Annotated in this window: 25 protein-coding genes, 1 tRNA gene and 1 riboswitch; of the genes, 16 read left to right on the top strand and 10 right to left on the bottom strand. The window is 58.4% G+C overall.

Annotated features, from left to right (window positions below; all coding sequences use genetic code 11):
• The first annotated feature begins 55 nt into the window (after nt 1-55).
• The 5 genes from C5750_RS21340 (at nt 56) to C5750_RS21320 (ending at nt 6,391) form a co-directional block, all read left to right on the top strand.
• A complete protein-coding gene (locus tag C5750_RS21340) occupies nt 56-1,228 on the top strand; it encodes an acyl-CoA dehydrogenase family protein (protein ID WP_105736520.1) in 1,173 nt (390 codons plus the stop codon).
• A 26-nt stretch (nt 1,229-1,254) separates the two neighbouring features.
• Nucleotides 1,255-2,463, top strand: coding sequence for an acetyl-CoA C-acetyltransferase (locus tag C5750_RS21335; protein WP_105736518.1), 1,209 nt, complete (start codon nt 1,255-1,257; stop codon nt 2,461-2,463).
• Between the two features lie 13 nt (nt 2,464-2,476).
• Nucleotides 2,477-4,699: a 3-hydroxyacyl-CoA dehydrogenase NAD-binding domain-containing protein gene (locus C5750_RS21330; protein ID WP_105736516.1), complete on the top strand. Its 2,223-nt coding sequence runs from the start codon at nt 2,477-2,479 to the stop codon at nt 4,697-4,699.
• Between the two features lie 162 nt (nt 4,700-4,861).
• The gene (locus C5750_RS21325; protein WP_105736514.1) at nt 4,862-5,506 is read left to right on the top strand and encodes a S24 family peptidase; all 645 of its coding nucleotides are present in this window, start codon (nt 4,862-4,864) and stop codon (nt 5,504-5,506) included.
• Between the two features lie 15 nt (nt 5,507-5,521).
• Nucleotides 5,522-6,391, top strand: coding sequence for a thermonuclease family protein (locus C5750_RS21320; protein ID WP_105736513.1), 870 nt, complete (start codon nt 5,522-5,524; stop codon nt 6,389-6,391).
• A 14-nt stretch (nt 6,392-6,405) separates the two neighbouring features.
• Here the strand turns inward: C5750_RS21320 and C5750_RS21315 are convergent, their stop codons facing one another.
• The 3 genes from C5750_RS21315 to C5750_RS21305 form a co-directional block, all read right to left on the bottom strand.
• Nucleotides 6,406-6,789, bottom strand: coding sequence for a VOC family protein (locus C5750_RS21315; RefSeq protein ID WP_105736511.1), 384 nt, complete (start codon nt 6,787-6,789; stop codon nt 6,406-6,408).
• Nucleotides 6,790-6,826: 37 nt separating this feature from the next.
• The gene (locus C5750_RS21310) at nt 6,827-8,485 is read right to left on the bottom strand and encodes a lysine--tRNA ligase (RefSeq protein WP_105736509.1); all 1,659 of its coding nucleotides are present in this window, start codon (nt 8,483-8,485) and stop codon (nt 6,827-6,829) included.
• Between the two features lie 100 nt (nt 8,486-8,585).
• Entirely contained in the window at nt 8,586-9,425 is an 840-nt protein-coding gene (locus C5750_RS21305; RefSeq protein WP_105736506.1) for a transporter substrate-binding domain-containing protein, read from the bottom strand.
• A 314-nt stretch (nt 9,426-9,739) separates the two neighbouring features.
• Here C5750_RS21305 and C5750_RS21300 point away from each other — a divergent pair, with 314 nt between their 5' ends.
• Nucleotides 9,740-11,584: a glycosyltransferase family 2 protein gene (locus C5750_RS21300; protein ID WP_105736504.1), complete on the top strand. Its 1,845-nt coding sequence runs from the start codon at nt 9,740-9,742 to the stop codon at nt 11,582-11,584.
• On the opposite strand, the gene ppk2 is transcribed toward C5750_RS21300, so the two are convergent.
• Nucleotides 11,553-12,461 (bottom strand): polyphosphate kinase 2, encoded by a 909-nt coding sequence (ppk2, locus tag C5750_RS21295; protein WP_245421194.1) that lies wholly within the window; start codon nt 12,459-12,461, stop codon nt 11,553-11,555. The two genes, C5750_RS21300 and ppk2, sit on opposite strands and share 32 nt — an antisense overlap.
• A 96-nt stretch (nt 12,462-12,557) precedes the next feature.
• Between ppk2 and phoR the strand changes: the two genes are divergently transcribed.
• Complete coding sequence (gene phoR / locus C5750_RS21290) at nt 12,558-13,835, top strand: phosphate regulon sensor histidine kinase PhoR (protein ID WP_105736500.1); 1,278 nt, start codon at nt 12,558-12,560, stop codon at nt 13,833-13,835.
• A 55-nt stretch (nt 13,836-13,890) separates the two neighbouring features.
• On the opposite strand, the gene C5750_RS21285 is transcribed toward phoR, so the two are convergent.
• A complete protein-coding gene (locus C5750_RS21285; protein WP_105736498.1) occupies nt 13,891-14,418 on the bottom strand; it encodes a GcrA family cell cycle regulator in 528 nt (175 codons plus the stop codon).
• Between the two features lie 483 nt (nt 14,419-14,901).
• On the opposite strand from C5750_RS21285, the gene C5750_RS21280 reads away from it, so the two are divergent.
• The 4 genes from C5750_RS21280 to C5750_RS21265 are packed head-to-tail and all read left to right on the top strand — an operon-like array spanning nt 14,902 to nt 18,293.
• Complete coding sequence (locus C5750_RS21280; RefSeq protein ID WP_105736496.1) at nt 14,902-16,107, top strand: aspartate aminotransferase family protein; 1,206 nt, start codon at nt 14,902-14,904, stop codon at nt 16,105-16,107.
• Between the two features lie 9 nt (nt 16,108-16,116).
• Complete coding sequence (argF, locus tag C5750_RS21275; RefSeq protein WP_105736494.1) at nt 16,117-17,055, top strand: ornithine carbamoyltransferase; 939 nt, start codon at nt 16,117-16,119, stop codon at nt 17,053-17,055.
• A gap of 1 nt (nt 17,056) precedes the next feature.
• A complete protein-coding gene (locus tag C5750_RS21270; protein ID WP_105736492.1) occupies nt 17,057-18,058 on the top strand; it encodes an Hsp33 family molecular chaperone in 1,002 nt (333 codons plus the stop codon).
• Between the two features lie 22 nt (nt 18,059-18,080).
• On the top strand, nt 18,081-18,293 hold the full coding sequence (locus C5750_RS21265; protein WP_162800123.1) for an alkylphosphonate utilization protein: 213 nt from the start codon (nt 18,081-18,083) through the stop codon (nt 18,291-18,293).
• 30 nt (nt 18,294-18,323) lie between these two features.
• Here the strand turns inward: C5750_RS21265 and C5750_RS21260 are convergent, their stop codons facing one another.
• The 3 genes from C5750_RS21260 to C5750_RS21250 form a co-directional block, all read right to left on the bottom strand.
• Nucleotides 18,324-18,632 (bottom strand): hypothetical protein, encoded by a 309-nt coding sequence (locus C5750_RS21260; protein ID WP_110003307.1) that lies wholly within the window; start codon nt 18,630-18,632, stop codon nt 18,324-18,326.
• Between the two features lie 79 nt (nt 18,633-18,711).
• On the bottom strand, nt 18,712-19,104 hold the full coding sequence (apaG, locus tag C5750_RS21255) for a Co2+/Mg2+ efflux protein ApaG (RefSeq protein ID WP_105736766.1): 393 nt from the start codon (nt 19,102-19,104) through the stop codon (nt 18,712-18,714).
• A gap of 169 nt (nt 19,105-19,273) precedes the next feature.
• A complete protein-coding gene (locus C5750_RS21250; RefSeq protein WP_105736764.1) occupies nt 19,274-20,461 on the bottom strand; it encodes an O-succinylhomoserine sulfhydrylase in 1,188 nt (395 codons plus the stop codon).
• A gap of 62 nt (nt 20,462-20,523) precedes the next feature.
• Nucleotides 20,524-20,603: riboswitch (SAM riboswitch) on the bottom strand.
• A gap of 83 nt (nt 20,604-20,686) precedes the next feature.
• Between C5750_RS21250 and C5750_RS21245 the strand changes: the two genes are divergently transcribed.
• From C5750_RS21245 to C5750_RS21235, 3 genes are all read left to right on the top strand, one after another.
• Nucleotides 20,687-21,781 carry a 2'-deoxycytidine 5'-triphosphate deaminase gene (locus C5750_RS21245; protein WP_105736486.1) on the top strand — a complete coding sequence of 365 codons (1,095 nt, stop codon included), beginning with the start codon at nt 20,687-20,689 and terminating at the stop codon, nt 21,779-21,781.
• A gap of 79 nt (nt 21,782-21,860) precedes the next feature.
• On the top strand, nt 21,861-22,169 hold the full coding sequence (locus C5750_RS21240; RefSeq protein ID WP_105736484.1) for a hypothetical protein: 309 nt from the start codon (nt 21,861-21,863) through the stop codon (nt 22,167-22,169).
• Between the two features lie 103 nt (nt 22,170-22,272).
• Nucleotides 22,273-22,346: transfer RNA gene (locus tag C5750_RS21235), tRNA-Gly, on the top strand.
• A 61-nt stretch (nt 22,347-22,407) separates the two neighbouring features.
• Here C5750_RS21235 and C5750_RS21230 read toward each other — a convergent pair.
• Entirely contained in the window at nt 22,408-23,265 is an 858-nt protein-coding gene (locus C5750_RS21230; protein ID WP_105736482.1) for a haloalkane dehalogenase, read from the bottom strand.
• A 107-nt stretch (nt 23,266-23,372) separates the two neighbouring features.
• On the opposite strand from C5750_RS21230, the gene C5750_RS21225 reads away from it, so the two are divergent.
• The gene (locus C5750_RS21225; RefSeq protein WP_245421193.1) at nt 23,373-23,810 is read left to right on the top strand and encodes a MarR family winged helix-turn-helix transcriptional regulator; all 438 of its coding nucleotides are present in this window, start codon (nt 23,373-23,375) and stop codon (nt 23,808-23,810) included.
• Between the two features lie 23 nt (nt 23,811-23,833).
• Here C5750_RS21225 and C5750_RS21220 read toward each other — a convergent pair whose 3' ends face one another.
• Nucleotides 23,834-24,403 carry a manganese efflux pump MntP gene (locus C5750_RS21220; RefSeq protein WP_105736762.1) on the bottom strand — a complete coding sequence of 190 codons (570 nt, stop codon included), beginning with the start codon at nt 24,401-24,403 and terminating at the stop codon, nt 23,834-23,836.
• A 525-nt stretch (nt 24,404-24,928) separates the two neighbouring features.
• Between C5750_RS21220 and C5750_RS26410 the strand changes: the two genes are divergently transcribed.
• A complete protein-coding gene (locus C5750_RS26410) occupies nt 24,929-25,219 on the top strand; it encodes a hypothetical protein (protein WP_130502069.1) in 291 nt (96 codons plus the stop codon).
• Nucleotides 25,220-25,281: the final 62 nt, after the last annotated feature.

Here is a 25,281-nt window from a genome sequence, read left to right as displayed (position 1 = left end):
AAAGGGAGCGGAGGCTCCCATTTGTAGCGAAAGGTAATTTCTAGGGAGGTTAGAGATGTCTATTCGGCCGGAAGACGTGTTGGGCGTGCCAAAACCCGACTGGAAGACTGACGATGTGGTGATGCTGCAGGACATGGCTTCAAAATTTCTCGAAGCCGAGGTTCTGCCGCACTATGACCGTTTCGAAAAACAGGAAATTTTTGACCGTTCGGTCTGGGAGCTTGCCGGCGAGAACGGCCTTCTGTGTGCTTCCATGCCGGAAGAATATGGCGGTGCCGGCGGCACCTATGCCCATGAAAGCGCCATCCTGGAAGCCATCAGCCATGTGGGTGTCGATGGTTTCGGCATAGCCCTGCACAATTCGATCGTTGCTCCCTATATTCTTCACTATGGTTCGGAAGAGCAGAAGAAGAAGTGGCTGCCGAAGATGGCGACCGGCGAACTGATCGGCGCCATCGCCATGACCGAGCCGGGTGCCGGTTCCGACCTTCAGGGCGTGAAGACAAACGCCAAGAAGGACGGCAATCAATACGTCATCAACGGATCGAAGACCTTCATCACCAACGGCCAGCTTGCCAATCTGGTTGTCGTCGTGACCAAAACGGACCCGTCGCAGGGCGCCAAGGGCACATCGCTCATTGTGGTCGAGACGGACGGACAGGAGGGTTTCGAACGTGGCCGCAACCTCGACAAGGTCGGGCTGAAATCGAACGATACCTCGGAGCTGTTCTTCAACAATGTCCGTGTGCCAACCGCGAACCTGCTTGGAACCGAAGAGGGGCAGGGTTTTGTGCAGCTGATGCAGCAATTGCCGCAGGAACGTCTTCAGATCGGCGGCACGGCCATTGCCATGGCCGAGCGCGCCATCGCAATTACCTCGGACTATGTCAAGGAGCGCAAGGCCTTCGGCAAGGCGGTCATCGATTTCCAGAACACCCAGTTCAAGCTGGCGGAGATGAAGACGGAAGCCACGATCGGCCGCGTCTTCTATAACCATTGCGTCGAACGCCACGTTAATGGCGGCCTCGACCCGGTCACTGCCTCCATGGCAAAATACTGGCTGAGTGACCTGCAGAACAAGATCGTTGACGAATGCCTGCAATTGCATGGCGGCTACGGTTACATGAACGAATATCCGATCGCACGTATGTTCCGCGATGCCCGCGTCCAGCGGATTTATGGCGGGACCAATGAAATCATGAAGCTTTTGATCGCCCGCAGCCTCTGAGGTGCGGTTCGAAAAGGGAGAATGAAATGGCCGAAGCATATATTTATGACCACGTCCGCACGCCGCGCGGCAAGGGCAAGAAGGATGGCAGCCTGCATGAAGTGCCCGCCGTCCGTCTCGGCGCCAAGGTGCTGGAAGCGCTGCGCGACCGCAATGGTCTCGACACGGGACTGGTCGACGACATCATCTATGGCTGCGTTGATCCCGTTGGGGAAGCGGGCGCGGTCATCCCGCGCTCATCGGCTTTTGAAGCCGGTTATGATTTCAAGGCGCCCGGCATGCAGATCTCGCGTTTCTGCGCCTCCGGTCTCGATGCGGTGAACTTTGCCGCTGCCAAGATCGTGCAGGGTGCCGATGACATCGTGATCGCTGGCGGTGTGGAATCCATGTCCCGCGTCGGCATGGGCATGTCCGGCGGTGCCTGGTACATGGATCCGTCCGTGGGCTTGCCCGGCTATTTCATGCCGCAGGGCGTATCGGCCGATCTGATCGCCACGAAATACGGTTTCACCCGCGACGATGTTGATGCCTATGCCGTGGAAAGCCAGAAGCGGGCAGGCGAAGCCTGGAAGAAGGGCTACTTCAAGAATTCCGTTCTCAGCATCAAGGACCAGAACGGCCTGACCATCCTTGATCACGACGAGCACATGCGTCCGGCGACGGACATGCAGGCGCTGGCGTCGCTCAACCCATCCTTCGTGATGCCGGGCGAAATGGGCGGCTTCAATGCCGTTGGCATCCAGGCGCATCCGGAAGTCGAAACCATCAATCACGTGCATCATGCCGGCAATTCCTCCGGCATCGTCGACGGTGCCGCCGGTGTCCTGCTCGGCTCGAAGAGCGCCGGCAAGGCATTGAGCGTCAAGCCGCGTGCCCGCATCCGTGCCTTTGCCAATATCGGTTCCGATCCGGCCTTGATGCTGACCGGTCCGGTCGATGTGACGGAAAAGCTGCTCAAGCGCGCCAAGATGAAGATTTCGGATATCGACCTGTTTGAACTGAATGAGGCCTTTGCGGCTGTCGTGCTGCGCTACATGCAGGCCTTCAACATTCCGCGCGACAGGATCAACGTCAACGGCGGCGCCATCGCCATGGGCCATCCGCTCGGGGCAACCGGTGCGATGATCCTCGGCACGGTGCTTGACGAGCTGGAGCGCCGCGATTTGAACGTCGCGCTGGTCACACTGTGCATTGGTGCCGGCATGGGCACCGCAACGATTATCGAACGCGTCTGAGGGAGAGCAGAAGATGAGCTATACAAACTTCAAATTCGACGTCGACGCGGACGGCATTGCGCTGGTCACCTGGGATATGCCCGACAAGTCGATGAATGTCTTCACCGAAGAGGTGATGAAGGAACTCGACGCCATCGTCGACCGCGTTGCCAAGGACGAAGCGATCAAGGGCGCGGTTATCACATCGGGCAAGGATACCTTCTCCGGCGGTGCGGACCTGACCATGCTCAAGCGCATGTTCCAGCTGTTCCAGGAGGAAAAAGCCAAAGATCCCAAGAAGGCCGTCGAGCTCCTGTTCGAAAACACCGGCAAGATGGGTGGCCTGTTCCGCAAGCTCGAAACATCGGGCAAGCCATGGGTTTCGGCCATCAACGGCACCTGCATGGGCGGCGCATTTGAAATGTCGCTAGCCTGCCATGGCCGCGTTGTCTCCGATGACCCGTCGGTGAAAATGGCGCTGCCTGAGGTGAAGGTCGGCATTTTCCCGGGTGCTGGCGGCACGCAGCGCGTTCCGCGCCTGACCAACCAGCAGGATGCCCTGCAGATGATGACGACGGGCTCCAGCCTGACCGCAGCCCGCGCCAAGGCCATGGGGCTTGTGCATGAAATTGCTCCGGCCAAGAAGCTCGTCGAAACCGCCAAGAAGATGATCAAGGCAGGTTTGAAGCCAGTCCAGCCATGGGATGAAAAGGGTTTCAAGCTTCCCGGCGGCGCGATCTATTCGGCAGCGGGTGCCAATCTGTGGCCAGCCGCCACGGCCATTCTGCGCCGCGAGACCTACGGCAATTACCCAGGCGCCGCGGCGATCCTGAAATCCGTCTATGAAGGCCTCCTCGTGCCCTTCGATACCGGTCTGAAGATCGAGCAGCGCTACTTCACCAACATCCTGCAGAGCACGGAAGCCGGCATGATGATCCGCTCGCTGTTCGTTTCCCTGCAGGAGCTGAACAAGGGCGCGCGCCGCCCGGCTGACGTCAAGCCGACCAAGTTCAAGAAGGTTGGTGTCATTGGTGCCGGTTTCATGGGGGCAGGTATCGCCTATGTCACAGCCAAAGCCGGAATTCCCGTTGTCCTGATCGACCAGACGCAGGAAGCCGCCGACAAGGGCAAGGCGCATACGGCCGAGCTGATCACCAAGGATATCCAGAGGGGCAAGGCAACGGCGGAAGACAAGGAAAAGCTGCTTGGCCTGATCACCGCCACCACGCAATATGCCGAGCTTGACGGTGCCGATCTCGTGATCGAAGCCGTGTTCGAGGACCGCGACGTCAAGCGCAAGGCAACGGAGCAGGCGGAAGCCGTCTTGAAGCCTGCAGCCGTGTTTGCCTCCAATACCTCGACACTGCCGATCACCGGTCTTGCCAAGGTTTCGGTGCGTCCGAAGAACTTCATCGGCATCCACTTCTTCTCGCCCGTCGACAAGATGATGCTGGTCGAGGTTATCCTCGGCAAGAAGACCTCGGAAAAGGCGCTGGCTGTCGCGCTTGATTATGTGCGTGCGATCAAGAAGACCCCCATCGTCGTCAACGATACACGCGGTTTCTACGTCAATCGCTGCGTCCTGCGTTACATGTCCGAAGCCTACAACATGCTCGTGGAAGGCGTTCCGCCTGCAATGATCGAGAATGTCGCCCGGATGGCTGGCATGCCGGTCGGACCGCTCGCGCTCAACGACGAGACGGCTATCGATCTGTCGCAGAAAATTCTCAAGGCGACACTTGCCGATCTTGGGCCGAAGGCCGTCGATCCGCGGCATGTGGAACTGGTCAACACGCTCGTCGACAAGTACGATCGCCGCGGCCGCAAGAACGGCAAGGGCTTTTATGACTATCCTGCCAAGCCCGCCAAGAAGCATCTGTGGCCGGAACTAAAGACGCTCTATCCGCAGCAGGACGCCGACAAGATCGATGTGGAAGTGCTCAAGCAGCGCTTCCTCTTCACCATCGCGCTGGAAGCAGCCCGTGTCATGGAAGAGGGGATTGTCACCGATCCGCGCGAAGCGGATGTCGGCTCGATCCTGGCGTTCGGCTTTGCGCCCTATACGGGCGGAACGCTGTCCTATATCGATGGCATCGGTGCAGCGAAGTTCGTGGAAATCGCCAAGGGCCTGCAGCGCAAATACGGTGCCCAGTTCAAGGCGCCGAAGCTGCTTCTCGACATGGCCGAGAAGGGTGACACCTTCTATGAACGCTTTAATCCCTATCCGGTTGAAGCCAAGAAGAAAAAGGCGGCCTGACTGAGATATGAGGGGATCACTTGCTGATCCCCTCATTGCCGTCGAACCATGCACGAGTTCTTTCTCGATATAAGAAAGTTTTCCGCGTTTTATCTCGACTTTTCCCCAATTCCCTCCTAAAACTTTAGTGAAGGTATTTTTTCCTTTTTCTGGAAGAGTCCCATGTTCTCACATGACCGTATCTGGGCGGCCATCGATGCGCTGGCAGAACGTCATTCGCTTTCCGTTTCCGGGCTGGCGAAGCGCGCCGGGCTTGATCCCACCACGTTCAACAAATCCAAGCGTTATGCGGTTGATGGCCGTGCCCGCTGGCCCTCGACGGAGTCGCTTGCCAAGATCATGGAAGCGACAGGCGCCTCGCTGGATGAATTCATGACGCTGGTTGTCGGCGGCAAGGGTGGAAGGGCCGGCGTGGGTGCCATGCGGTCCGTGCCGCTTCTGGGTTTCGCTCAGGCGGGTGCCGGCGGCTTCTTCGATGATGGGGGATTCCCGGTCGGCCAGGGCTGGGACGTGGTTGAATTTCCTGTCGGTTCCGGAGAAGCGGTTTATGCGCTCGAAGTTTCCGGGGACTCCATGCTGCCGCTCTACCGCGACGGTGACACGATCATCGTCGCTCCGGGAGCGCCGGTGCGCCGCGGCGACCGTGTTGTCGTTCGCACCAAGGAAGGCGAGGTCATGGCAAAAATTCTCGCGCGCCAGACCCCGCGCACCATCGAACTGCAGTCGATGAATCCCGAACACGTCAACCGGACCTTCGATGCCGTTCATATTGACTGGATCGCCCGGATATTGTGGGCCAGCCAATAAAGGGAACCTTTCCCCATGCGTCAGCTGCCGCTTTACATTCTGACCATCCTGGTCGGGGTCTGTCTGGCCTCTATCTTTATCGCCCCGTTCTATGCCGGACTGCCATCGGCGGGGGTAAGCGGGCAGAACGTAACGATATCGCCGGAAAACTTTCAGATTCCCGATGATGCGGATGGGGATGCACCGCCGCCGCAGGATGCTGCGCCGTCCGCTCCTCCAACCACTGCCGCCCGGCAGGTCGATCCGGACGGGTTTTCAGTGACCGGCAAGGAAACAGGCCCCCTGCAGCGCATTGAACCGCGCCAGCCTCTCAGTGATATAGGCCATGCGTCGCCGCCTGCGCCTCCCCCTCCTCCCGTACCCGTCGACACGACGGCACGGCCCAAGCTGCTCTACCGGCCGGTTGCGACAGCGGCAGGAACCGTGGAGGCCTCAGGCTACAGGATCGCCATCGAGGGGATCAATGTCGTGCCGCCGGAAGAAACATGTACTGCCGATGGCCCGGCATGGCCATGCGGTATGGCCGCGCGCACGGCCTTCCGCAACTGGCTGCGGTCGCGGGCGATAGAATGCAATGTTCCCGACCAGCCTCAGGACGCGCTCGTTTCCACCCAGTGCAAGCTCGGCACAACCGATCTGGCCGCATGGCTGGTCGACAATGGCTGGGCGCGGGCAAGCGATGGCTCGCCCTTGGCCGCGAACATGAAGAAGGCCGAGGAGGCAAGGCTCGGCATTTTCGGCAGTCCGCCGCCATCGCTCCCGGCAGCGGTGGATTTGCCGTCACCGGGGCTCAGCGGCGACCTGTCCCCGCCATCGTCAGAACCGCAGCCGGCACCCTTGCCAGTGCCCGCGCCCGATGCACCGTTCCCGCCGAAGCCGCAGTAGAAAGGTTTGAGGCGTCAGCCTTCGTGGCAGACGGCCTCGATATTGTGGTTGTCCGGATCCCGCACGAAGGCACCATAATAGTCCGGATGGTAATGGGGCCGTAGCCCTGGTTCGCCATTATCCTTGCCGCCGGCTTCCAGCGCTGCCTTGTGAAAGGCATCGACAAGCGCGCGCTTGCCGACACGAAAAGCAACATGCATAGGCGGGTTGTTCGGGATACCGCTGGCGAGCCAGAAGTCAGGCTTGCCGCCTTCGCCGAAGCCAGCGACATCGGCGCTTCCCGTCACCGATGCGGGAAATTCGACGATCAGCTCGTAACCAATGGCGGCAAGGGCTTTCTGGTAGAATTTCTTGCTCTCTTCGAAATTGCTGACATTCACGCCGGTGTGGTCAATCATCTGTTCCTCCCTCAGTTTGGCTGCGGGTATGGAAAAACTATGCCAGTTGGCCCGTCAACGCCTTTTTGATGAGCGCGCGCGTTTCGGCGATGCCGTAAAGCGCGACGAAGGAACCGAACCGCGGCCCGCGCTCCTGCCCGATCAGCACTTCATAGAGCATCTGGAAGAACGACACCGAAACGCCGGGTCCGCCTTCCGGGCTCTTCTTCGTGTGATCCTGATAGCGTTCGATGCCGCGGGCGACATCCAGCATGGCATTCTGGATGGTATTGCCATCGGCATCCGCCGGTAACGTGGCAAGCTGCGCGTCAATCCCCTTCAATGCCTCAAGCTCGACCGCGTCCGCCGCGCGGAACTTCTTGGTCGGCTTGACGAAATCATTGAAGTAGCGGATCGCATAGGTGACAAGCTCGTTCAGCTTCGGGTTGTTCTCCTGCGTCACGCCGGGTGCATAGCGGGAGATGAATCCCCAGAGAACATCGGCATTTTCGGCATTCGAAGCGCTGACGAGGTTGAGCAGCATGGCAAAGGGCACCGGCATATCAAGCACGGGCGGTGTGCCGTAGTGCTGATGCCAGACCGGATTGCCGAGGCGTTCCTTCCATTCCTGCCGCTGATAGGCGGAAAGAAAGGTGAAATACTCGTCCACGGCCTTCGGGATGACATCGAAATACAGCTTCTTCGCCGTCTTCGGCTTCTGGAACATGTAGAGCGCCAGGCTTTCCGTTGGCGCATAGGTCAGCCAGTCGTCGATCGTCAGGCCGTTGCCCTTCGACTTGGAAATTTTTTGCCCCTTGTCGTCGAGGAACAGCTCGTAATTGAAGCCTTCGGGCGCACGGCCGCCAATGGCGCGGCAAATCTTCGACGACAGGGTCACGGAATCGATGAGATCCTTGCCCGCCATCTCGTAATCGACGCCAAGGGCGGTCCAGCGCATGGCCCAGTCGGCCTTCCACTGACACTTGACCTTGCCGCCGGTCACTTCCGTTTCGATGTGCTCGCCGGTATCGGGGTCTTCATAGGTGATGGTGCCCTTTTGCACGTTGCGGGCGATCATCGGGACCTGCAGGACAACGCCGGTACGCGGGCTGATGGGCAGGAAGGGCGAATAGGTCGCCCGGCGTTCCTCGCCAAGGGTCGGCAGGATGATGTTCATGACATCGTCATAGGCCGCCAGCATCTTCAGCAATGTCGCGTCGAACCGGCCCGACGCGTAATAGTCCGTCGCCGACGCAAACTCGTAGTCGAAGCCGAAACGATCGAGAAACGCCCGCAGCCGCGCATTGTTGGCCGCGCCAAACGATGGATACTCGTTGGAGAACGGGTCGGGAATGCGGCTGAGCGGCTTGCCCAGATGCGAAGCCATCATCTCCCGGTTCGGCACGTTGTCCGGAACCTTGCGCAATCCGTCCATATCGTCCGAGAAACAAAGGACCTTTGTCTTGACGCTGTCCTTCGTCAGGACGCGAAAGGCATGGCGGACCATTGAGGTCCGCGCGACTTCGCCGAAGGTGCCGATATGCGGCAGACCAGACGGACCATATCCTGTCTCGAACAGGATCGTGTCGGGATAGCCGGACTTTTCATAGCGTTTGATGATCTTCTGCGCCTCCTCGAAGGGCCATGCTTTGGCCTCGGCTGCCGCCGCGATCAGCTCGGGGGTCAGTTCGATTGGGGTATTGGGGCGCGAAGTCATTCTTGGTTTCCTGTCATGGAGGTGAAGCGCGCGGACACTATGGCGGCAGCTTCGCCGCGTCAATTGCCACGGCGTCACACGAGGCTTGTGCCATGCGGTTTCAGTAGAAATCGACGGGGAAATACCGCAGATAGAGTTCGGAGGTCGTGCCCTTTTCCTCCATGGATTTCAATGCAAAGTTGAAAGCATCGACGAGATCGGTGTTTTTTGCGGTCGTGGCGATCATCATGCCGTCACCGAGAAACTGCGGCGCGATATAGGGCCCGCCGGAAAATGCGCAGCAATTCTGCGCTTCCGGGCTGCCGATCCAGAATGACATGTCTGACCCGTCGCCGAAGACCGCATCGATTTTCTTGTCGCGCAAATCCTTCAGCATCAACGCGCGCGTGGGATAGCCGACCCATCGGCCTTTCGGAAAGTAGTCGGTGAAAATCGCCTGATGCACCGACCCGTCCACGACGCCGACCACCTTCTTGTCGAGCTTGTCCGCCAGGGGTTCCTCCAGCGTCGTTTCCTTCAGGGTGACGAAACGGGCCGGCAGCCGCATGTAGGGGGCGGTGAATGCAAACTTTTCACGCAATTGCGCCGTGGGCTTCAAACCGGCGATGATGGCCTCAGCCTCGCCATTTTCCACGGTCTGCTGGAGTTCATTCCACGGGCGCGCTTCGATCTGGCAAATCGCTGTCACGTTCAATTCGGCGCAGATGGCTCGTACGAGATCAATGTTGAAGCCGGAAATCCGTCCGCTCGCGTCAATGAAATTGAACGGAGGATAATCCACCGTGGTCACAAACCGGATGCGCTCGACCGTCGAAAGGTTCGGCTTGGCAACGTGCTCCCGGCCATCCCAATAATGTGGAAAATCCGATGCTGCACTGATGGAAGACAGTCCTGCCAGAAGGAAACCTGCAGTGCAAAAAGCGATTGTCCGGATATGCATTCGATTTGAGAAACCCATGTGATTTGCCCGAAGAGTAGCATGGGCGCTCCCGACATGACAGGTCGATGGTTGTCCTGCGCCCCGTCGCGCCACCCGCAGGCTGAAAAGCACGCCTTCTGCGACTTATGAAGAATTGCCATTCATATGAATGGGCCTAACAATATCGGTCTTCACGTATCACACTGCGAATTGTTCCAAATTTCATTTTCAATTTTGAATTGTGGGTTGAGTTCATGTTGCTTGTGCCGCCTCCGCCGGGAATATTCACGTTAACTGTCGATACACTCAAAGATCCGGCGCGAAGCAGAGGATAAATGCGCGACCGCGATATTGAAGTGGCGCTGGCGGCGCGTCTTTACCGCGCCGGACTGGCAAAAATCCTGATCCTGCGTGCTTTCGGCGATTCAATCGCCGGCAAGACGTCCTTCATTGACGAGCTCTATGCCAGTGCGCGGGGTGAAGATGCGGTGATCGGGCAGTGTATTGCCGATGTGGCCGGTGTGGTTTTTGAATACGCACCGCAAACGACGGGCATTTTTCTGCGATCGGGGCCTGACATCACGGTTCTCCCGCATGCGCGCATTGCGACGACACTCACCCCCGACAGCAACGCGCTGATTTATATTGCGCCGACAATTGAGGATATCGCCTTTGTCAAACGCCGTCTGTCGGGCCGCAAGGATGTGGCTGCCCGATTGAGAGTGACCACGCCTTCCGGGGTGCGTGACCTTCTAAGGATCGGGCACCAGGAGCTGCTCGCCGACAAGGCTGCGCGGATGATCGAAGATTTCCGCTGCGAATACTCGGCGAAAACGGTCCTGACGGGTCAGCAGGGCATTCTGATCGGCATGCTGATAACCTGTCTTCTTTTGGATGCCCTTGAAAAGCAGCAGCTCGGCTGGAGGGGGCTGCATGTCTTTTTCTCGCTGTTCTTTCTTGCCTGCGTCCTGCTGCGCCTGGTGGCATGCAAACGTGCGAGCGGTGACGATCCGCCGCCTTTGCCGGCGATAAGTCCTGCAGAACTGCCGGTCTATACGGTCATGATTGCGCTGTATCAGGAAGCAGACGTTGTTCCGCAGCTTGTCAAAGCCATGCTGGCGCTCAACTGGCCGCGATCAAAGCTCCAGGTCCTCTTTCTCTGCGAAGCGGATGACGCGGCGACACTCACCGCATTAAGGTGTCAGGTTCTGCCTCAGTCTTTCGACATCATTCCCATCGCCGGATATGGCCCGCGGACGAAGCCAAAGGCGCTCAATTATGGGCTGCTGCTGTCGAAGGGGGCGTTTGTCGTGGTGTACGATGCCGAGGATCGCCCGCACCCAGACCAGTTGCTGGAAGCCTTTCAACACTTCCAGCGAGCCGATGAAAAGCTCGGCTGTCTCCAGGCCCCGTTGAAGATCGCCAATGCCCATGAAAGTCTCGTTGCCCGTATGTTTGCCTTCGAATATGCGGCACATTTCCAGAGCTTCCTACCCTGGCTTGCGCATCGCGGGCTGGTATTGCCCCTTGGCGGCAGTTCCAACCATTTTCGTTACGATTGCCTGATTGCCATCGGAGGCTGGGATCCGCACAACGTAACGGAGGATGCGGAGCTTGGGACCCGTCTGGCCCGCCTGGGATATCGGGCCGACATGATTGCCCGGGCGACCCTCGAAGATGCGCCGGCTGAAGCCGGTGTCTGGTTTCGCCAGAGAACACGCTGGTTCAAGGGCTGGATACAGACGTGGCTGGTGCAGATGCGTAAGCCGTTCACCGTTCTCGCGCAGTTGGGTTTCCGGCGCTTCATCGTCTATCAGCTTCTCGCCGCAGGGATGATCGTTTCATCCCTGCTTTATCCGCTCACGCTGCTGTTTATGCTCTCGGTCAGCTTCTGCTGGCTATCCGGCAGCGATGTCTTTGCCCGGCATCAGGATATTCTCTGCATCGACCTCATCAACATTGTGATGGGATATCTGTCGTTCCACAGGCTGGGGCAGCGCGCGCTGGCGGGCGCAACGATGCCCGGCAGAATCCTGCCGTGGATACCGCTCTACTGGCTGCTCATGTCCCTGGCGGCATGGCGCGCTTTGGGACAATTGAACACGCGGCCTTTCCTATGGGAAAAGACGCCGCACCGGCCAGCGCGATCTACTCAAGAAACCCCGGACCGGAACCAATGATCAGAGCGTCTTCATTGCCGATCACCCCGACATCCCGGTCCTTGTAGGGCAAGCTCAACAAAACCCGGCGGATAACGGCGATGCGGGCACGGCGCTTGTCATTGGAGCGCACCACCGTCCACGGGGCATGGGCCGTATGGGTTCGGGCCATCATCTCGTTCCGGGCGTCGGTATAGTCGTCCCACTTTTCAGCACCTGCAATATCCATCGGCGAGAACTTCCAGTTCTTCAACGGGCTATGGCGACGGTCGTGAAAACGTTTCAACTGCATGATCTGGCCGATATTGAGCCAGAATTTGAAGAAGAAAATGCCATCGGCGACGATCATGCGTTCGAAGCCGGGCGTCTCCTCCAGGAAGGATTCGTGCTGTTCCGGCGTACAGAAACCCATGACGGGTTCCACACCGCCGCGATTGTACCAGGAGCGGTCAAACGTGACGAATTCGCCCTTTGTCGGAAAGTGCGAAACGTAGCGCTGAAAATACCATTGCCCGCTTTCGGTTTCCGTGGGTTTGGGCAGGGCAACGTTGCGCGCATTGCGGGGGTTCATGTACTGGCGCAGTGTGAAGATGGTGCCGCCCTTGCCGGCCGCATCGCGCCCTTCGAAAACCGATATCACGCGGCCGCCCGTTTCCTGCAGCCAGCTCTGCATTTTGACCAGTTCGATCTGCAGCTGCTCGAGTGTTTTTTCGTATTCGTCCCTGTTCATTTTGTCTGTGTAGGGAAAATCGCCTGACGCAAGGGCGCCGTCGTCAATCCAGTCCGGCAGTTTCGCATCGTCGATGTTGAAACTCCGCTTCTTCCCATCGATCTTGAGTTTAAGCGTTGTCTTACCGACAGACGGCTGGTCGGATTTCTCTTTCGATTTTTTGGCCAAGACAGTCTCCCTCAATTGACATGAAGCCATGTTATTGGGACAGCGTTGTGGCGTCCAGTGTCGATGACAAGCATGGCAGGGCAGGGAGTTGAACGCATGAGCATATTCGGTTCGGGGCGGGAGAGCCGCGGGTTGCGGCAAAGGGCGATGCAGCGGATCATCCGTGCACGCTATATTCTCGGTGCCGCTGCCTTTCTCACCGCGCTCGTTCTGAATTCAGGCGCGTCCTGGTGGCTGAGTTTTGCCATTCTGATGCTGCTGCTTCTGGGGGTGGTCGCCCTGTCGGCAAGCATTCCGCGCATTGATGACACCAATCCTGCGCTGCCGGTCAGCGATCCGGCGATCTTCCGCCTGTCCGGCCAACAGCTTGCGGCGCAATTGCCGGATCCCCTGATCATCTTTGATCATGAAGGGACAATTCTTTACGTCAATCCGGCCGCCAACGGCGCATTCGGGCCTCTGGCGCGCGGCGGCACACTGCTTTTGCATTTCCGCGCACCGGAGATGCAGACGCTGGTCCAGTCGGTCATGTCGGATGCACAGGCGGGATCGATCGATTATTCCGAACGCGTTCCGGTTGAACGCTGGTATCGTGCCACCGTGCTGCGTCTGGATCAGGGCGGTTCCGACCGCCAGTACCTCCTGTCGTTCCGCGATCTGACCGAGGCGCACCGCCTGGAGCGCATGCGTTCGGACTTCATCGCCAATGCCAGCCATGAACTGCGCACGCCGCTGGCCTCACTCAGCGGTTTCATTGAAACGTTGCGCGGCCCTGCGCGCAACGACGCCGTTGCCCGCGACAATTTTCTGGAGATCATGCAGAAGCAGGCTGAGCGCATGGCGCGGCTCATCGATGATCTTCTCTCCCTGTCGCGCATCGAAATGAAAGCCCATATTGCGGTGAAGGATCAGGTGGACCTGACAACCGTTCTCAATCATGTGGTGGATACTCTCCGCCCGCTCGCCACCCATCTCGACATTGAAATTGAACGTCATATCGATCCGGGACCGGTCATGGTCCTCGGCGACCGGGATGAACTGACGCAGGTCTTCCAGAATCTTCTGGAAAATGCCTGCAAATACGGCCAGTCCGGCAAGAAGGTGGTTGTCGAGCTCAAGAACAATGGCGAGGGGATCAAGGCCACCGTTCAGGATTTCGGTCCGGGCATACCGGAGGAACATATCCCGCGGCTGACCGAGCGTTTTTACCGCGTCAATATCGAGACCAGCCGGGCTCAGAAGGGCACGGGCCTGGGTCTGGCAATCGTCAAGCACATCCTGACGCGGCACCGGGCCCGGCTCGTGGTGCGCTCGCGCGTCGGCGAAGGCTCATCGTTCACGGTGGCCTTCGGTCCGCAGAAAGCCAAGGCTTGATGCCAATAAAAAAGGCGCCTGAGGGCGCCTTTCCTTGCATTCCGTGTCTTGCCGATTACCGAACGCGGCGGCGATCGGATGCCGGCTGATAGGCCAGGCGGGCATGATAGGTGCAGTATGGACCGCCTTCGCCGACATCATTTCCGCAGAAGTGAAAATCAGGCTGCAGCGGGTCGCCCATCGGCCATTTGCAGGTGCGCTCGCTGAGCTGCACGAGTTCGAGACGCCGCGAGATCGGCACCACGACATCCGTCGAGGGCTTCATTACGGTCTGCGTCACCGTGTCAACGAAATATTCCTGCTGCAACGCCGTTGCGCCAACGCTCTTGGTCACAACGCGGCTCGTCATCTGCGCGGACGTGCTGACGCTGCTGCGATGTCCAGCTGAAGCGGTCGTGTTGACTTTCTTGCTGCGCGTCTGGGTCGATGTGGTCTTGCCGCGGCCTGACAGTTTCAGGCGGTGCACCTTCCCGATGACGGCATTGCGGCTGACGCCGCCCAGCTGTGCTGCGATCTGGCTTGCGCTCAGACCTTCGGCCCAAAGCTTCTTCAGCTGTTCTACGCGCTCATCTGTCCAGTTCATCTTCCTTGGCTCCGTATTGTGCGGACTCTAGGCTGAATCCTTCCCTCACATCTGGATTGCTCCAGATCGCAGATACTATATCTATCCAGGTGACGAGGTCCGCCGCACGAAATCTAGCTATTCCGTTTCTCAAGCTACAATATGCGATGACTCTGTGACAAGAGTCGGGCATGGCAAGCGGCTTGCTTTTTTGGGTTTTCCCCAACTTGCGCATGAAAACGTGACAGAAATGACATTTCCTGCAAATCCCGTCGCTTTTCGTATGGCCGCGTGGCTACAGATTTGAAAACCTTAGGGAAAGGCCGCTTGGCGCTGGCGCAAGACGGCGCATATGTTTTTGAAGTGTTCATTTGACAATTGCGGATTGAATGATGATATTACCAGCGTCAGGCCGCCCTTGTGGGCGGCTTTTTGATTTCATCGCTGCCGGTTTCTTCTTAGCAAACAGCAGATCAAAACAGGGTATTGGAGGCCCGAAACGACATGACGGACGCAAACGCGCAACCGCTATACGACACTTTTGCTCGTGCGGATCTGCGCTTTGAGCGAGGAGAAGGTGTTTGGCTGACGACCGAGAACGGTGAACGCTATCTCGATTTCGCTGCCGGCATTGCCGTCAATTCGCTGGGTTATTCGCATCCGCATCTCGTCGAGACCCTGAAGACCCAGGCTGAGAAGCTCTGGCATCTGTCCAATATTTATGAAATTCCGGGACAGAAGCGCCTTGGCCAGCGTCTTGTGGACAATACCTTTGCCGACAAGGTATTTTTCACCAATTCCGGCGCGGAAGCGCTGGAATGCGCGATCAAGACCGCGCGGCGCTATCACTATGTCAACGGTCAACCGGAACGGTTTCACATCATCACATTCGAAGGTGCCTTCCATGGCCGGACGCTGGCGACGATCGCCGCCGGTGGCCAGGAAAAGTATCTCGAAGGCTTCGGCCCCAAAGTCTCGGGCTTTGACCAGGTACCCTTCGGTGACGAAAAGGCATTGAAGGCAGCCATTGGCCCGCAGACCGCCGCCATCCTGATCGAACCGATCCAGGGCGAGGGCGGTGTGCGTCCCGTTCCGGACGAGGATCTGCGCCGTCTGCGCAAGATTTGCGACGAGAACGGCCTGCTGCTGATCCTCGACGAAGTTCAGTCGGGTGTCGGACGTACGGGCAAGTTCTTTGCATATGAATGGTCGGGCATTACACCCGATATCATGGCTGTTGCCAAAGGCATCGGCGGCGGTTTCCCGCTGGGGGCTTGTCTTGCAACGGCCGAAGCAGCCAAGGGCATGACCGCCGGTGTGCACGGCACGACCTATGGCGGCAATCCGCTTGCCATGGCCGTCGGCAACGCTGTGCTCGATGTCATTCTCGCCGATGGCTTTTTCGAGCATGTGCAGCAGGTTGCCCTCTTCATGAAGCAGGGCCTTGCCTCGATCTCCGATCGCTATCCCGACGTGATTGCGGAGGTGCGCGGCCGCGGGCTGTTGATGGGCATCAAGAGCGTTGTTCCCAATACGGCGCTCGTCCAGGCCCTGCGTGACGAACATCTGCTGACCGTTGGCGCCGGTGACAATGTCATCCGGTTGCTGCCCCCTTTGGTTGTGACCGAAGAAGAGGCACGCGAGGCCCTTTCCCGGATTGAAGCGGCCGCCGAACGGCTGTCGGTCTCGGCCCGGCAGAAGAGTGCGTAGGGAACTGTCATGACAATCAAGCAGGACCTCCGTCACTTCACGGATATCTCGGCGCTTTCTCCCGGTGTGTTGCGTTCCATCCTCGATGACGCGCGCGCGCGCAAGAACCGGCTCAAGGCAGGCAACATCGAAAAGCCGTTTGCAGGCAAGGTGCTTGCGATGATTTTCGACAAACCTTCGACGCGGACCCGCGTGTCCTTCGACGTCGGCATGCGCCAGCTGGGCGGCGAAACCATCATGCTCACCGGCTCCGAAATGCAGCTCGGCCGCAGCGAGACCATCGCCGATACGGCAAAGGTGCTTTCGCGTTACGTCGATATCATCATGATGCGCACGACGACGCACGACCGGCTGATCGAAATGGCCGAGAATGCAACGGTTCCCGTCATCAATGCCCTGACGGACGATACGCATCCATGCCAGATCATGGCTGACATCATGACCTTCGAAGAGCATCGCGGTCCGGTCAAGGGCAAGACATTCGCTTGGACGGGCGATGGCAACAATGTGCTGCATTCCCTTGTCGAGGCGGCGGCGCGCTTTGATTTCAACCTGAATATTGCCACGCCGGAAGGCAGCGAGCCCGAGAGCAAATATCTTGCCTGGGCCAGGAGCGCGGGCGGCAATGTCAAGCTGACGACCGATCCGATCGCCGCTGTCGAGGGTGTTGACTGCATCGTCACCGATACCTGGGTATCGATGGGGCAGGAAGGCCGGGCCCGCGGTCACAATGTGTTCATGCCCTATCAGGTCAATGACGCCCTGATCAGGCACGCCCATCCCGATGCCCTGTTCATGCACTGCCTGCCTGCCCACCGGGGCGAGGAGGTCACGGATTCGGTTATTGACGGGCCGCATTCCGTTGTCTTCGATGAAGCCGAAAACCGGTTGCACGCGCAAAAAGCCATTCTAGCCTGGTGTCTCGAAGGAGGTCGCCCGAGTGTCTGATATGCCTGACATCACCAAGCGCTCCGACGAATATGTCTTCGCCGGAGATGATGCGGTTGTGCCTTTTCAAGTCGAGGCACTCGATGCACGCGGGCGCGCCGTGCAATTGGGGGCGACACTGGACGATATTCTCAGCCGGCACGATTATCCGGAGCCGGTTGCTAAGCTCCTGGCCGAAGCGATTGTCCTGACCGTGCTCCTGGGAACGTCATTGAAATTCGACGGCAAGTTCATTTTCCAGTCGCAGTCCGACGGGCCGGTTGACATGCTGGTGGTTGATTTCCGCACGCCGAATTCGGTGCGCGCCTATGCCCGCTATGACGAAGACCGGCTGGCTGAGGCGATCGCCGCACACCGGCTTTCGCCGGAGCAATTGATGGGGACGGGAACGCTGGCCCTGACAGTTGATCAGGGTGAATACACCCAGCGTTATCAGGGCATCGTTGCACTTGACGGTTCCAATCTGGAGGAAATCGCCAAGACCTATTTCCGTCAGTCGGAGCAGATTCCAACCGACATCCGCCTGTCCGTCGCCAAGCTCATAGAGCGCGGCGAGGACGGCAAACCCGTCGAGCAGTGGCGTGCCGGAGGGCTGATCGTGCAGTTCCTGCCGGAATCCGAGCTGCGTATCCGCCAGCGTGATCTGCCGGCGGGTGACGCGCCGGATGCCGACGAGGATGAGGACGATGTTGAAGAGGACGACGATTGGGCTGAAGTGAAAGCCCTGGTTGCGACCATTGAGAGTTCGGAACTGACCGATCCGCAGGTGGGCGCCGAAAGGCTGCTGTACCGCTTGTTCCATGAGCGCGGCGTCCGTGTGTTCGACGCCGTGCCGGTGAATGACGATTGCTCCTGCTCGCGCGACAAGATTGCAGGTGTCCTCTCCGGATTTACCGCCGAAGAGATCACGGACAGTATCGAAGATGGCAAGATCAGCGTGACCTGCGAGTTCTGCTCGACGCATTACGAATTTGACCCGGCGGAATTCCTGCCAAAGAACTGATTATCCAAACGAGGATTGCCCTGTGGACGTACGCGACAGCAATGGAAATGAGCTTCAGGATGGCGATTCCGTCACTTTGATCAAGGACCTGAAAGTCAAGGGAACATCAGAGACGATCAAGCGGGGTACGCTCGTCAAGAATATCCGCCTGAATGGCCGCGAGGGTGAAGTCGAGTGCAACACCAAACAGGTCAAAGGCCTGGTTCTGAAAACGGAATTCGTCAAGAAGGCGTAATGCGAGGCCACAAACGCCGCACGTGAATTGCTATTTCAGCAGTCCGTTGGCGATCCGCCAGGATACCAGCGCCTCGTGGGCAGCGGTGACGGCAACCAGGACAATCAGGAACGCACCGATGATCAGCCACAACGGCCACGGCTTCGCCGAACGTTTGGCGAAGAGCCCGACGACAAGGCCCGGTACAAGCGCCAGCGCCAGAAGTTCGGGCAGTCCGGCCTTGCCGGCCTGGATGCTTGGCAGGACATAGCCCATAAAAAGCGCGCCAACACCCAGGGTAAAGGCAACAACGGAGCAGGCAAGCGCCTTCAGGTACGGCATCTCAGTTTGGGTGGTCATCAGGGCGTGTACTCATGCATGTGATCAAAACGGCGCTTGCAACGATTGCGCTCCGCAAAGGCGGCAGTCCGGCCGGGGCTTAGTTCAATGTCCGCAATTGATCCGGCAAATCAAGTGAAAAAGCCGGAATTTCGATATCGAACAAGTTTCCGGTTTCGCTTTCCATGGAATAGCGGCCAACCATGACACCGGATGTCGTTGTCAGCGGGCAGCCTGAAGAGTACTGGAACGAGTCGCCTGGATTGAGCACCGGTTGTTCGCCGATGACGCCGGGGCCGCGAATCTCTTCAATCTGGCCGTTCCCATCGGTGATTTTCCAATAGCGCGCCCGAAGCCGGACGGTGCCGTCGGATTCATTGGCGATCGTAATCCTGTATCCCCAGACGTATCTGTTTTCTTCCGGATTGGACTGCTCCTCCAGATAGAATGGTTCTACGATTACTTCAATATTCTGAGTGACTGCGCGATACATGATAAACCTTGTCTTATCAATGATATTGCGGGTCGAGGCCGTCTCGTCAACCATTACAATACATAAAGATGATTAATTTTAATGCGAATAGGCGATATTTTAGAAAATTTTATACTTAAATATACCAAAACCGCACTGAAACCAATTTCAGTGCGGTATCGCTTCCGTCTTACTTGGCCGCCTTGAGGGCGGCATCGAAATCCTCGATCAGATCGTCGGCATCTTCCAGGCCGACGGACAGGCGCAACAGTCCGTCCGAAATGCCAAGTTCAGCACGCGCTTCATCTGTAAGGTTTTTGTGCGTGGTTGTCGCGGGGTGAGTGATGAGACTCTTCGAATCCCCAAGATTGTTGGAAATCCGCACCACTTCCAGTCCGTTCTCGCAATCAAAGGCCGCCTTCTTGCCGTCCTTGAGTTCAAAGGCCACGAGCGTGGAGCCGCCGGTCATCTGCCTGGCGATGATATCGGCCTGCGGGTGATCCGCACGGCCGGGGTAAATAACCTTGGAAACTGCGGGATGATCCGCGAGGAAGCCGGCGATCTTTGCCGCACTTTCCGTTTGCTGGCGGACGCGGACGGGCAGGGTTTCCAGCCCCTTCAGCATGATCCAGGAATTGAACGGGCTGAGGCCGGGGCCGGTGTGGCGGAAATATTCATGAAGGTTTTCGTCGATCCACTTCTTGTCGGAAAGGATGACGCCGCCAAGACAGCGTCCCTGGCCTTCAATGTGCTTGGTGGCCGAATAGACGACGATGTGGGCACCAAGTTCCAGAGGCTTCTGGAACAGCGGGGTCGCAAACACATTGTCGACGATGAGCTTGGCGCCGACGGAATTGGCAACCTTCGCCACAGCAGCAATATCGACGATCTCGAGGGTTGGATTGGTCGGGCTTTCCAGAAACAGCGCCTTGGTGTTCGGGCGGATGGCCTTTTCCCAGTTCTCGGCCTTGGAGCCGTCGATCAGGGTAAAATCAACACCGTATTTCGGCAGGAGCGTCTCGATGATGTAACGGCACGAGCCGAACAGGGCGCGCGCTGCCAGAACATGGTCTCCGGCCTTGACCTGGCACAGGATCGCCGCTGCAACCGCAGCCATGCCTGAAGCCGTTGCGCGTGCGTCTTCCGCGCCCTCAAGTGCGCACATGCGCTTTTCAAACATATCGGTGGTCGGATTGGCGTAACGCGAATAGATGAAGCCGGGTTCTTCGCCCTTGAAGCGGGATTCAGCAGCTTCGGCCGTGTCATAGACAAAGCCCTGGGTGAGGAAGAGGGCTTCCGAAGTTTCACCGAAACCGGAGCGCAAGGTTCCGGCATGAACGAGTTGTGTCGCGGGGCGCAGCTTACGGGTTGTGGTCATCGTCTTCTCAATCTGCCAGAATCTGGCCAATAAAAAACCGGCCTTGCGGGAATCGCAAAAAGGCCGGACGAGACCGGGCCTCTTTTAGCAAATTGTTTAACGTGGCTGCAAGCCGGCCGGCCAAATCACCACGGGATAAAATTGCTTTAATCCTCTTGGCGGCTTGCGTCAATCGGGTGAGACGCTAAAGCTTTTGGGAAATTATATGAGGTTTCGGCGGTCGATATGAGTATACGTGAAGCGGGCATTCTGGCGGATAGTGGCATCAGGGCATTGCATCAGGCCGGTGCGCTGAAAACCGAGCGTGATTTCGACGCCGATCAGATCCAGCCGGCCAGTCTGGACCTGCGCCTGGGCACAAAAGCCTATCGGGTGCGCGCCAGTTTCATGCCAGGTCCAGGAACGCCTGTTATCGACAAGCTGGAAAAGCTCAAGCTGCATGAGATCGACCTCAGTCACGGTGCCGTGCTGGAAACCGGCTGTGTCTATATCGTCCCGCTGCTGGAAAGCCTGGCGCTGCCTGCCGGCGTTTCCGCATCGGCCAATCCCAAGAGTTCGACCGGCCGTCTTGATATTTTCACCCGCGTCATCGTTGACGGGGCACAGGAATTCGACAAGGTGCCTGCAGGATACCAAGGTCCCATCTATCTCGAAGTCAGCCCGCGTACCTTCCCGATAGTCGCGCGGGCGGGATCGCGTCTCTCCCAGATACGCTTTCGCACCGGACGGGCGCAGCTCGACGAGACGGAACTGACCGCATTGCATGCAAGCGAGACGCTTGTGGCATCGGACACCCCCAACATATCAGGCGGCGGCATTGCCCTGTCGATCGACCTGACGGGCGACAAGAACGGCCTCGTCGGTTATCGCGGCAAGCATCACACCGGGGTGGTGGATGTCGACAAACGCGGCGCGCATGACCTCTTTGATTTCTGGGAGCCGATCCATGACCGCGGCGCGCGCGAACTGGTGCTCGATCCCGATGAATTCTACATTCTCGTGTCGCGTGAAGCCGTGCATGTTCCTCCGCTCTATGCGGCGGAGATGACGCCGTTCGACCCGCTGGTCGGCGAATTCCGCGTCCACTATGCCGGGTTCTTCGATCCGGGCTTCGGCCATACGGCTGCTGGCGGCACCGGTAGCCGCGCCGTGCTTGAGGTGCGCAGTCACGAGGTGCCGTTCATTCTCGAGCATGGCCAGATTGTCGGCCGCCTGATTTATGAACACATGCTGGAACGGCCCAAGGCGCTCTACGGCACCGACCTCGGCTCGAACTATCAGGCGCAGGGCCTGAAACTCTCCAAACATTTCCGCTCGTGAGCGGCCGCTGATTGACAAAACGCCGGTTTGACGGCCTGGATGTGCGCTCGGATTGGTCAAGCAGGACGGGAGGTTTGCAATGCCTCAGAAAACCGGGTGGAAATGGCGTGCAGCAGCTGTTGTGCTCGCCATTCTGACGCTTATAGCGCTGCTGCCGCTGTTGTCGGTCGTGCTGACCTATGCGATCGCGAATACGCTTGGCTGTACGGTGGATGAGAACAGCGTTCACCCATGCCTTTTGGGCGGGCTCGACATTGGCGACACGCTTTACACCATGGGCGTGCTGGGCTGGCTGATGATTCCGGCTGCGCCGCTCCTGTTGATTGCGGTGCTGGGCTGGATCGGCCTGGGCATTGTCGCCATCGCCGGGCGCATGCGCCGCGGCTGATATACATGCTGTTTGCGGGGGGTGATGTGCGAATCCGGTTGACTATCGATCCCGGCTGCTTTTCATTCCGGTTATCTGCCCCGATGCAAGTCCGCGGGCATAGGCGGGTGTAGTTCAATGGTAGAACGGCAGCTTCCCAAGCTGCATACGAGGGTTCGATTCCCTTCACCCGCTCCATCCCTTGTTTGCAAGGCGCGCAAGGCGGCTGCAATGATACCGCCTCGCGCTGCTCCGGTCGTCAAATACCGATCTGCTCCAGCCATTTGCCGAGCGATTGCGCGATGTCCTCCGGTTGATCTTCCGGTGCATTGTGTTTGGCAGCACCGCAATTGACAACGCTCAGGTTGGCATAGTTGGCCCTGCACCAGGCGATCATGTCGGCCCCGATCGCCAGGCTTTTTCCCGGCCCTTCGAACGCCATCAACAGTTTCGGTACATCGACACTGTCGGCAAGCCAGGTGTTGAAATGCTGCATTCTTTCAATCACCGCCGCCGGTTCCCCGTCGACAGGCATGGAGCGTGTCCATTCGAGAACGGCCCGGCGGCTTTCAGGGGTAGTATAGGACTGCGTGTAGGCATGGAGATCCTCACCTGAAAGACCGGAAAGCACCGTGGCCTGCAGGGTTTGTTCAATGAAAGTGTTGCTCTGGAGCACGATGCTCTCGCCGAGCCCCTCTGTCTTCAACGCACGAAACCGTTCTGCAACCTCCGGCGGAAAATCGGCCCAATGCATCGGTCGCAGCATTGTTTCCATGAAGGCGACGCCCCGCACCCGCTCCGGATGACGCGCCGCCCAATCCAGGGCAAGCGTACCGCCCCAGTCGTGACCCGCAAGGATGACGCCGGTCAGTTCCAGCGCATCGAACCACGCATCGAGATAACGGGCTTGATCGGCAAAACTATATTCAAGCGGCGGCCTGCCCGAACGCCCCATGCCGATCAGATCGGGAGCCAGACGGCGATAGCCGGGCAGGGCGGGGGTGATGTTTCTCCACAAATAGGACGTGGTCGGATTTCCATGCAGGAACACAATGGGCGTGCCCACGCCCGTTTCTTCGTAGTATACGGTTGAATCAAGAATTGAGATCGATGGCATGAGATTGGCCTCTTCAAATATAGTAAGGTGCCTGTCTAATACCAAATGGACAGGTACCTGTCAATATCTGGAGGCTGCCTGCCTCGCGAATGGGAAACAGCACGCTGATGGGGTCACCAACGCCTAATCTTGGAATTCTTTTGCGGCTTCTGCATCAGCAATGGACGCAGGCTATCGACACCGCGCTCGATGAGGCGGGGTTCGTCGATATCCGTCCATCGCACTCGAACGTCCTGGCTTTCACGCCGTCATCCGGAATTCAGGTCAGCGAACTGTCGAAACTGTCGAAAACCCGCAAACAATCGATCACCCAGGCGGTGGAAGAGCTTGAAAAGCTTGGATATGTGGAGCGCCGGCCCGATCCGCGCGACAAGCGGGGACGCTTGGTCTTCCTGACGGTCCGGGGGCAGGCGGTGCAGCCCACGGCGATGGCGGCAGGCAAACGCATTCAGCAGAATTGGGAAAGTGTTGCCGGCAAGGAGACTATCGACGGTTTGACATCGACGCTGCAGCTCATACTCGAAAGACTGCCTCGCGGCGAATAGCAGCCCTGCATACCGCAGGCGGACTAGGCAGCTGCCGCCGTCAAATGCTCGACCAGTATCGATGCGCCGAGGATGATCAGCGCTGCACCGGCGACGGCTTCCGCCACACGTCCAAACCGCTCGCCGATCAGCCGGCCAACAAGCATGCCGCCGGACGACATCAAAAAGGTGGCGACGCCGATCGCAAGGGCGATAACGAGTATATTGACGTTGAGGAATGCCAGCGAAATGCCCACGGCCATAGCGTCAAGACTCGTCCCGATGGCGGTCGCCAGCAGCATATAGGCCGAATTTCCAACGCGCTCTTCCGTTTGCTGCCTTTGGCAACAAGCGGCGTACAGCATGCGGAAACCAACGGCTCCGAGAAGCCCGAAGGCAATCCAGTGATCGACCGCCTGTACAAAGCCGCTTGCGGCAACACCTGCAGCCCAGCCGATCAGTGGGGTGATGGCTTCCACTATCCCGAACACGGCGCCGGTACGAATGGATTCCGAAAATCGCGGGCGTCCCAATGCCGCTCCGCGGCCGACCGAAACGGCAAATGCGTCGACAGACATGCTGATAGCCAGAACAAGGATCGCTATGGGGGACATGGTAAGCGCCAGGCGGAACAATTCAGTTCGGTGGTGCCGTACGACCGCTCCGTCCGACAACACCACGGGTTCATCAGGCTTTTCGCAACTGACGGTCGGCATGTAGGGGGCGATGTGAAAAAAGTCAAGCAAAATCAAATAGTTAAATGCATATAGTAGTCATTTGCATCTGAGCGCTCGCGGTCCCTTAATATGGAGCGGGCGCAGTGCGATAATCCGGAGAGCACCGGCGAGGGATATCCTGCCAAAACTGAGAACTGATGGGAATGAGGCCCGGCACGGGGCATCGGGGAAGAATATCGCCGGGCCTCATGTTGCCCTGGAGAGTAGCAACCTGAAAAATCTGATCTGCGGATATGGCTTTTTCAAGAAGAGAATCCGTCGGGCAGCCTTCATCGGTATCGGCAAGCCTGCCTCGCCACGCCACGCCGGGAAATGGCATCAGTCACACGCTATGGGTGCGTTCAATTGAACGTTGATCAAGAAGGGCGTAATGTGGCGAGGGATAAATTGGAGGGAGCTGCCATGAAGAATATTCTTTCCCTGGTCGCCGCAGGTCTCATCGCGCTTGTGATGGGCCTGACGTCAATCGTATCCGCGCACGCCTCGCCGATCTCCGTGCAACGTGCACCGGTCGTGTCGAATGTGGAGCTGGTGAAGTACAAGCACAATCGCGGCAAGCATTGGGGCCACCGCCATCATCATCGCCACGGCTGGAGAGGTCATCACCACCGCCGCCATCACTGGAACAATCGGCATTATCGTCCTGGCTATTGGAAGCACCATCGTGGTCACCGGTACTATTACCGGTACTAACGCCTCATAATGGCCCCAAACGGATTCTTAACCTTCAGACAGGGGAACGGTCACGGGGACAT

This window comes from Phyllobacterium myrsinacearum (genome assembly GCF_002980555.1).
GTDB lineage: Bacteria > Pseudomonadota > Alphaproteobacteria > Rhizobiales > Rhizobiaceae > Phyllobacterium > Phyllobacterium myrsinacearum.
The sequence above is the reverse complement of the archived record's forward strand: the minus strand, read 5'-3'. Positions and strand labels throughout refer to the sequence as shown.

Bases quoted from the DNA above. Each gene is read 5' to 3' on its own strand.
- C5750_RS21340 (WP_105736520.1), top strand. From the start codon at position 56: ATGTCTATTCGGCCGGAAGACGTGTTGGGCGTGCCAAAACCCGACTGG.
- C5750_RS21335 (WP_105736518.1), top strand. From the start codon at position 1,255: ATGGCCGAAGCATATATTTATGACCACGTCCGCACGCCGCGCGGCAAG.
- C5750_RS21330 (WP_105736516.1), top strand. From the start codon at position 2,477: ATGAGCTATACAAACTTCAAATTCGACGTCGACGCGGACGGCATTGCG.
- C5750_RS21325 (WP_105736514.1), top strand. From the start codon at position 4,862: ATGTTCTCACATGACCGTATCTGGGCGGCCATCGATGCGCTGGCAGAA.
- C5750_RS21320 (WP_105736513.1), top strand. From the start codon at position 5,522: ATGCGTCAGCTGCCGCTTTACATTCTGACCATCCTGGTCGGGGTCTGT.
- C5750_RS21315 (WP_105736511.1), bottom strand. From the start codon at position 6,789: ATGATTGACCACACCGGCGTGAATGTCAGCAATTTCGAAGAGAGCAAG.
- C5750_RS21310 (WP_105736509.1), bottom strand. From the start codon at position 8,485: ATGACTTCGCGCCCCAATACCCCAATCGAACTGACCCCCGAGCTGATC.
- C5750_RS21305 (WP_105736506.1), bottom strand. From the start codon at position 9,425: ATGCATATCCGGACAATCGCTTTTTGCACTGCAGGTTTCCTTCTGGCA.
- C5750_RS21300 (WP_105736504.1), top strand. From the start codon at position 9,740: ATGCGCGACCGCGATATTGAAGTGGCGCTGGCGGCGCGTCTTTACCGC.
- phoR (WP_105736500.1), top strand. From the start codon at position 12,558: ATGAGCATATTCGGTTCGGGGCGGGAGAGCCGCGGGTTGCGGCAAAGG.
- C5750_RS21285 (WP_105736498.1), bottom strand. From the start codon at position 14,418: ATGAACTGGACAGATGAGCGCGTAGAACAGCTGAAGAAGCTTTGGGCC.
- C5750_RS21280 (WP_105736496.1), top strand. From the start codon at position 14,902: ATGACGGACGCAAACGCGCAACCGCTATACGACACTTTTGCTCGTGCG.
- argF (WP_105736494.1), top strand. From the start codon at position 16,117: ATGACAATCAAGCAGGACCTCCGTCACTTCACGGATATCTCGGCGCTT.
- C5750_RS21270 (WP_105736492.1), top strand. From the start codon at position 17,057: ATGCCTGACATCACCAAGCGCTCCGACGAATATGTCTTCGCCGGAGAT.
- C5750_RS21260 (WP_110003307.1), bottom strand. From the start codon at position 18,632: ATGACCACCCAAACTGAGATGCCGTACCTGAAGGCGCTTGCCTGCTCC.
- apaG (WP_105736766.1), bottom strand. From the start codon at position 19,104: ATGTATCGCGCAGTCACTCAGAATATTGAAGTAATCGTAGAACCATTC.
- C5750_RS21250 (WP_105736764.1), bottom strand. From the start codon at position 20,461: ATGACCACAACCCGTAAGCTGCGCCCCGCGACACAACTCGTTCATGCC.
- C5750_RS21245 (WP_105736486.1), top strand. From the start codon at position 20,687: ATGAGTATACGTGAAGCGGGCATTCTGGCGGATAGTGGCATCAGGGCA.
- C5750_RS21240 (WP_105736484.1), top strand. From the start codon at position 21,861: ATGCCTCAGAAAACCGGGTGGAAATGGCGTGCAGCAGCTGTTGTGCTC.
- C5750_RS21230 (WP_105736482.1), bottom strand. From the start codon at position 23,265: ATGCCATCGATCTCAATTCTTGATTCAACCGTATACTACGAAGAAACG.
- C5750_RS21225 (WP_245421193.1), top strand. From the start codon at position 23,373: ATGGGGTCACCAACGCCTAATCTTGGAATTCTTTTGCGGCTTCTGCAT.
- C5750_RS21220 (WP_105736762.1), bottom strand. From the start codon at position 24,403: ATGTCCCCCATAGCGATCCTTGTTCTGGCTATCAGCATGTCTGTCGAC.
- C5750_RS26410 (WP_130502069.1), top strand. From the start codon at position 24,929: ATGAAGAATATTCTTTCCCTGGTCGCCGCAGGTCTCATCGCGCTTGTG.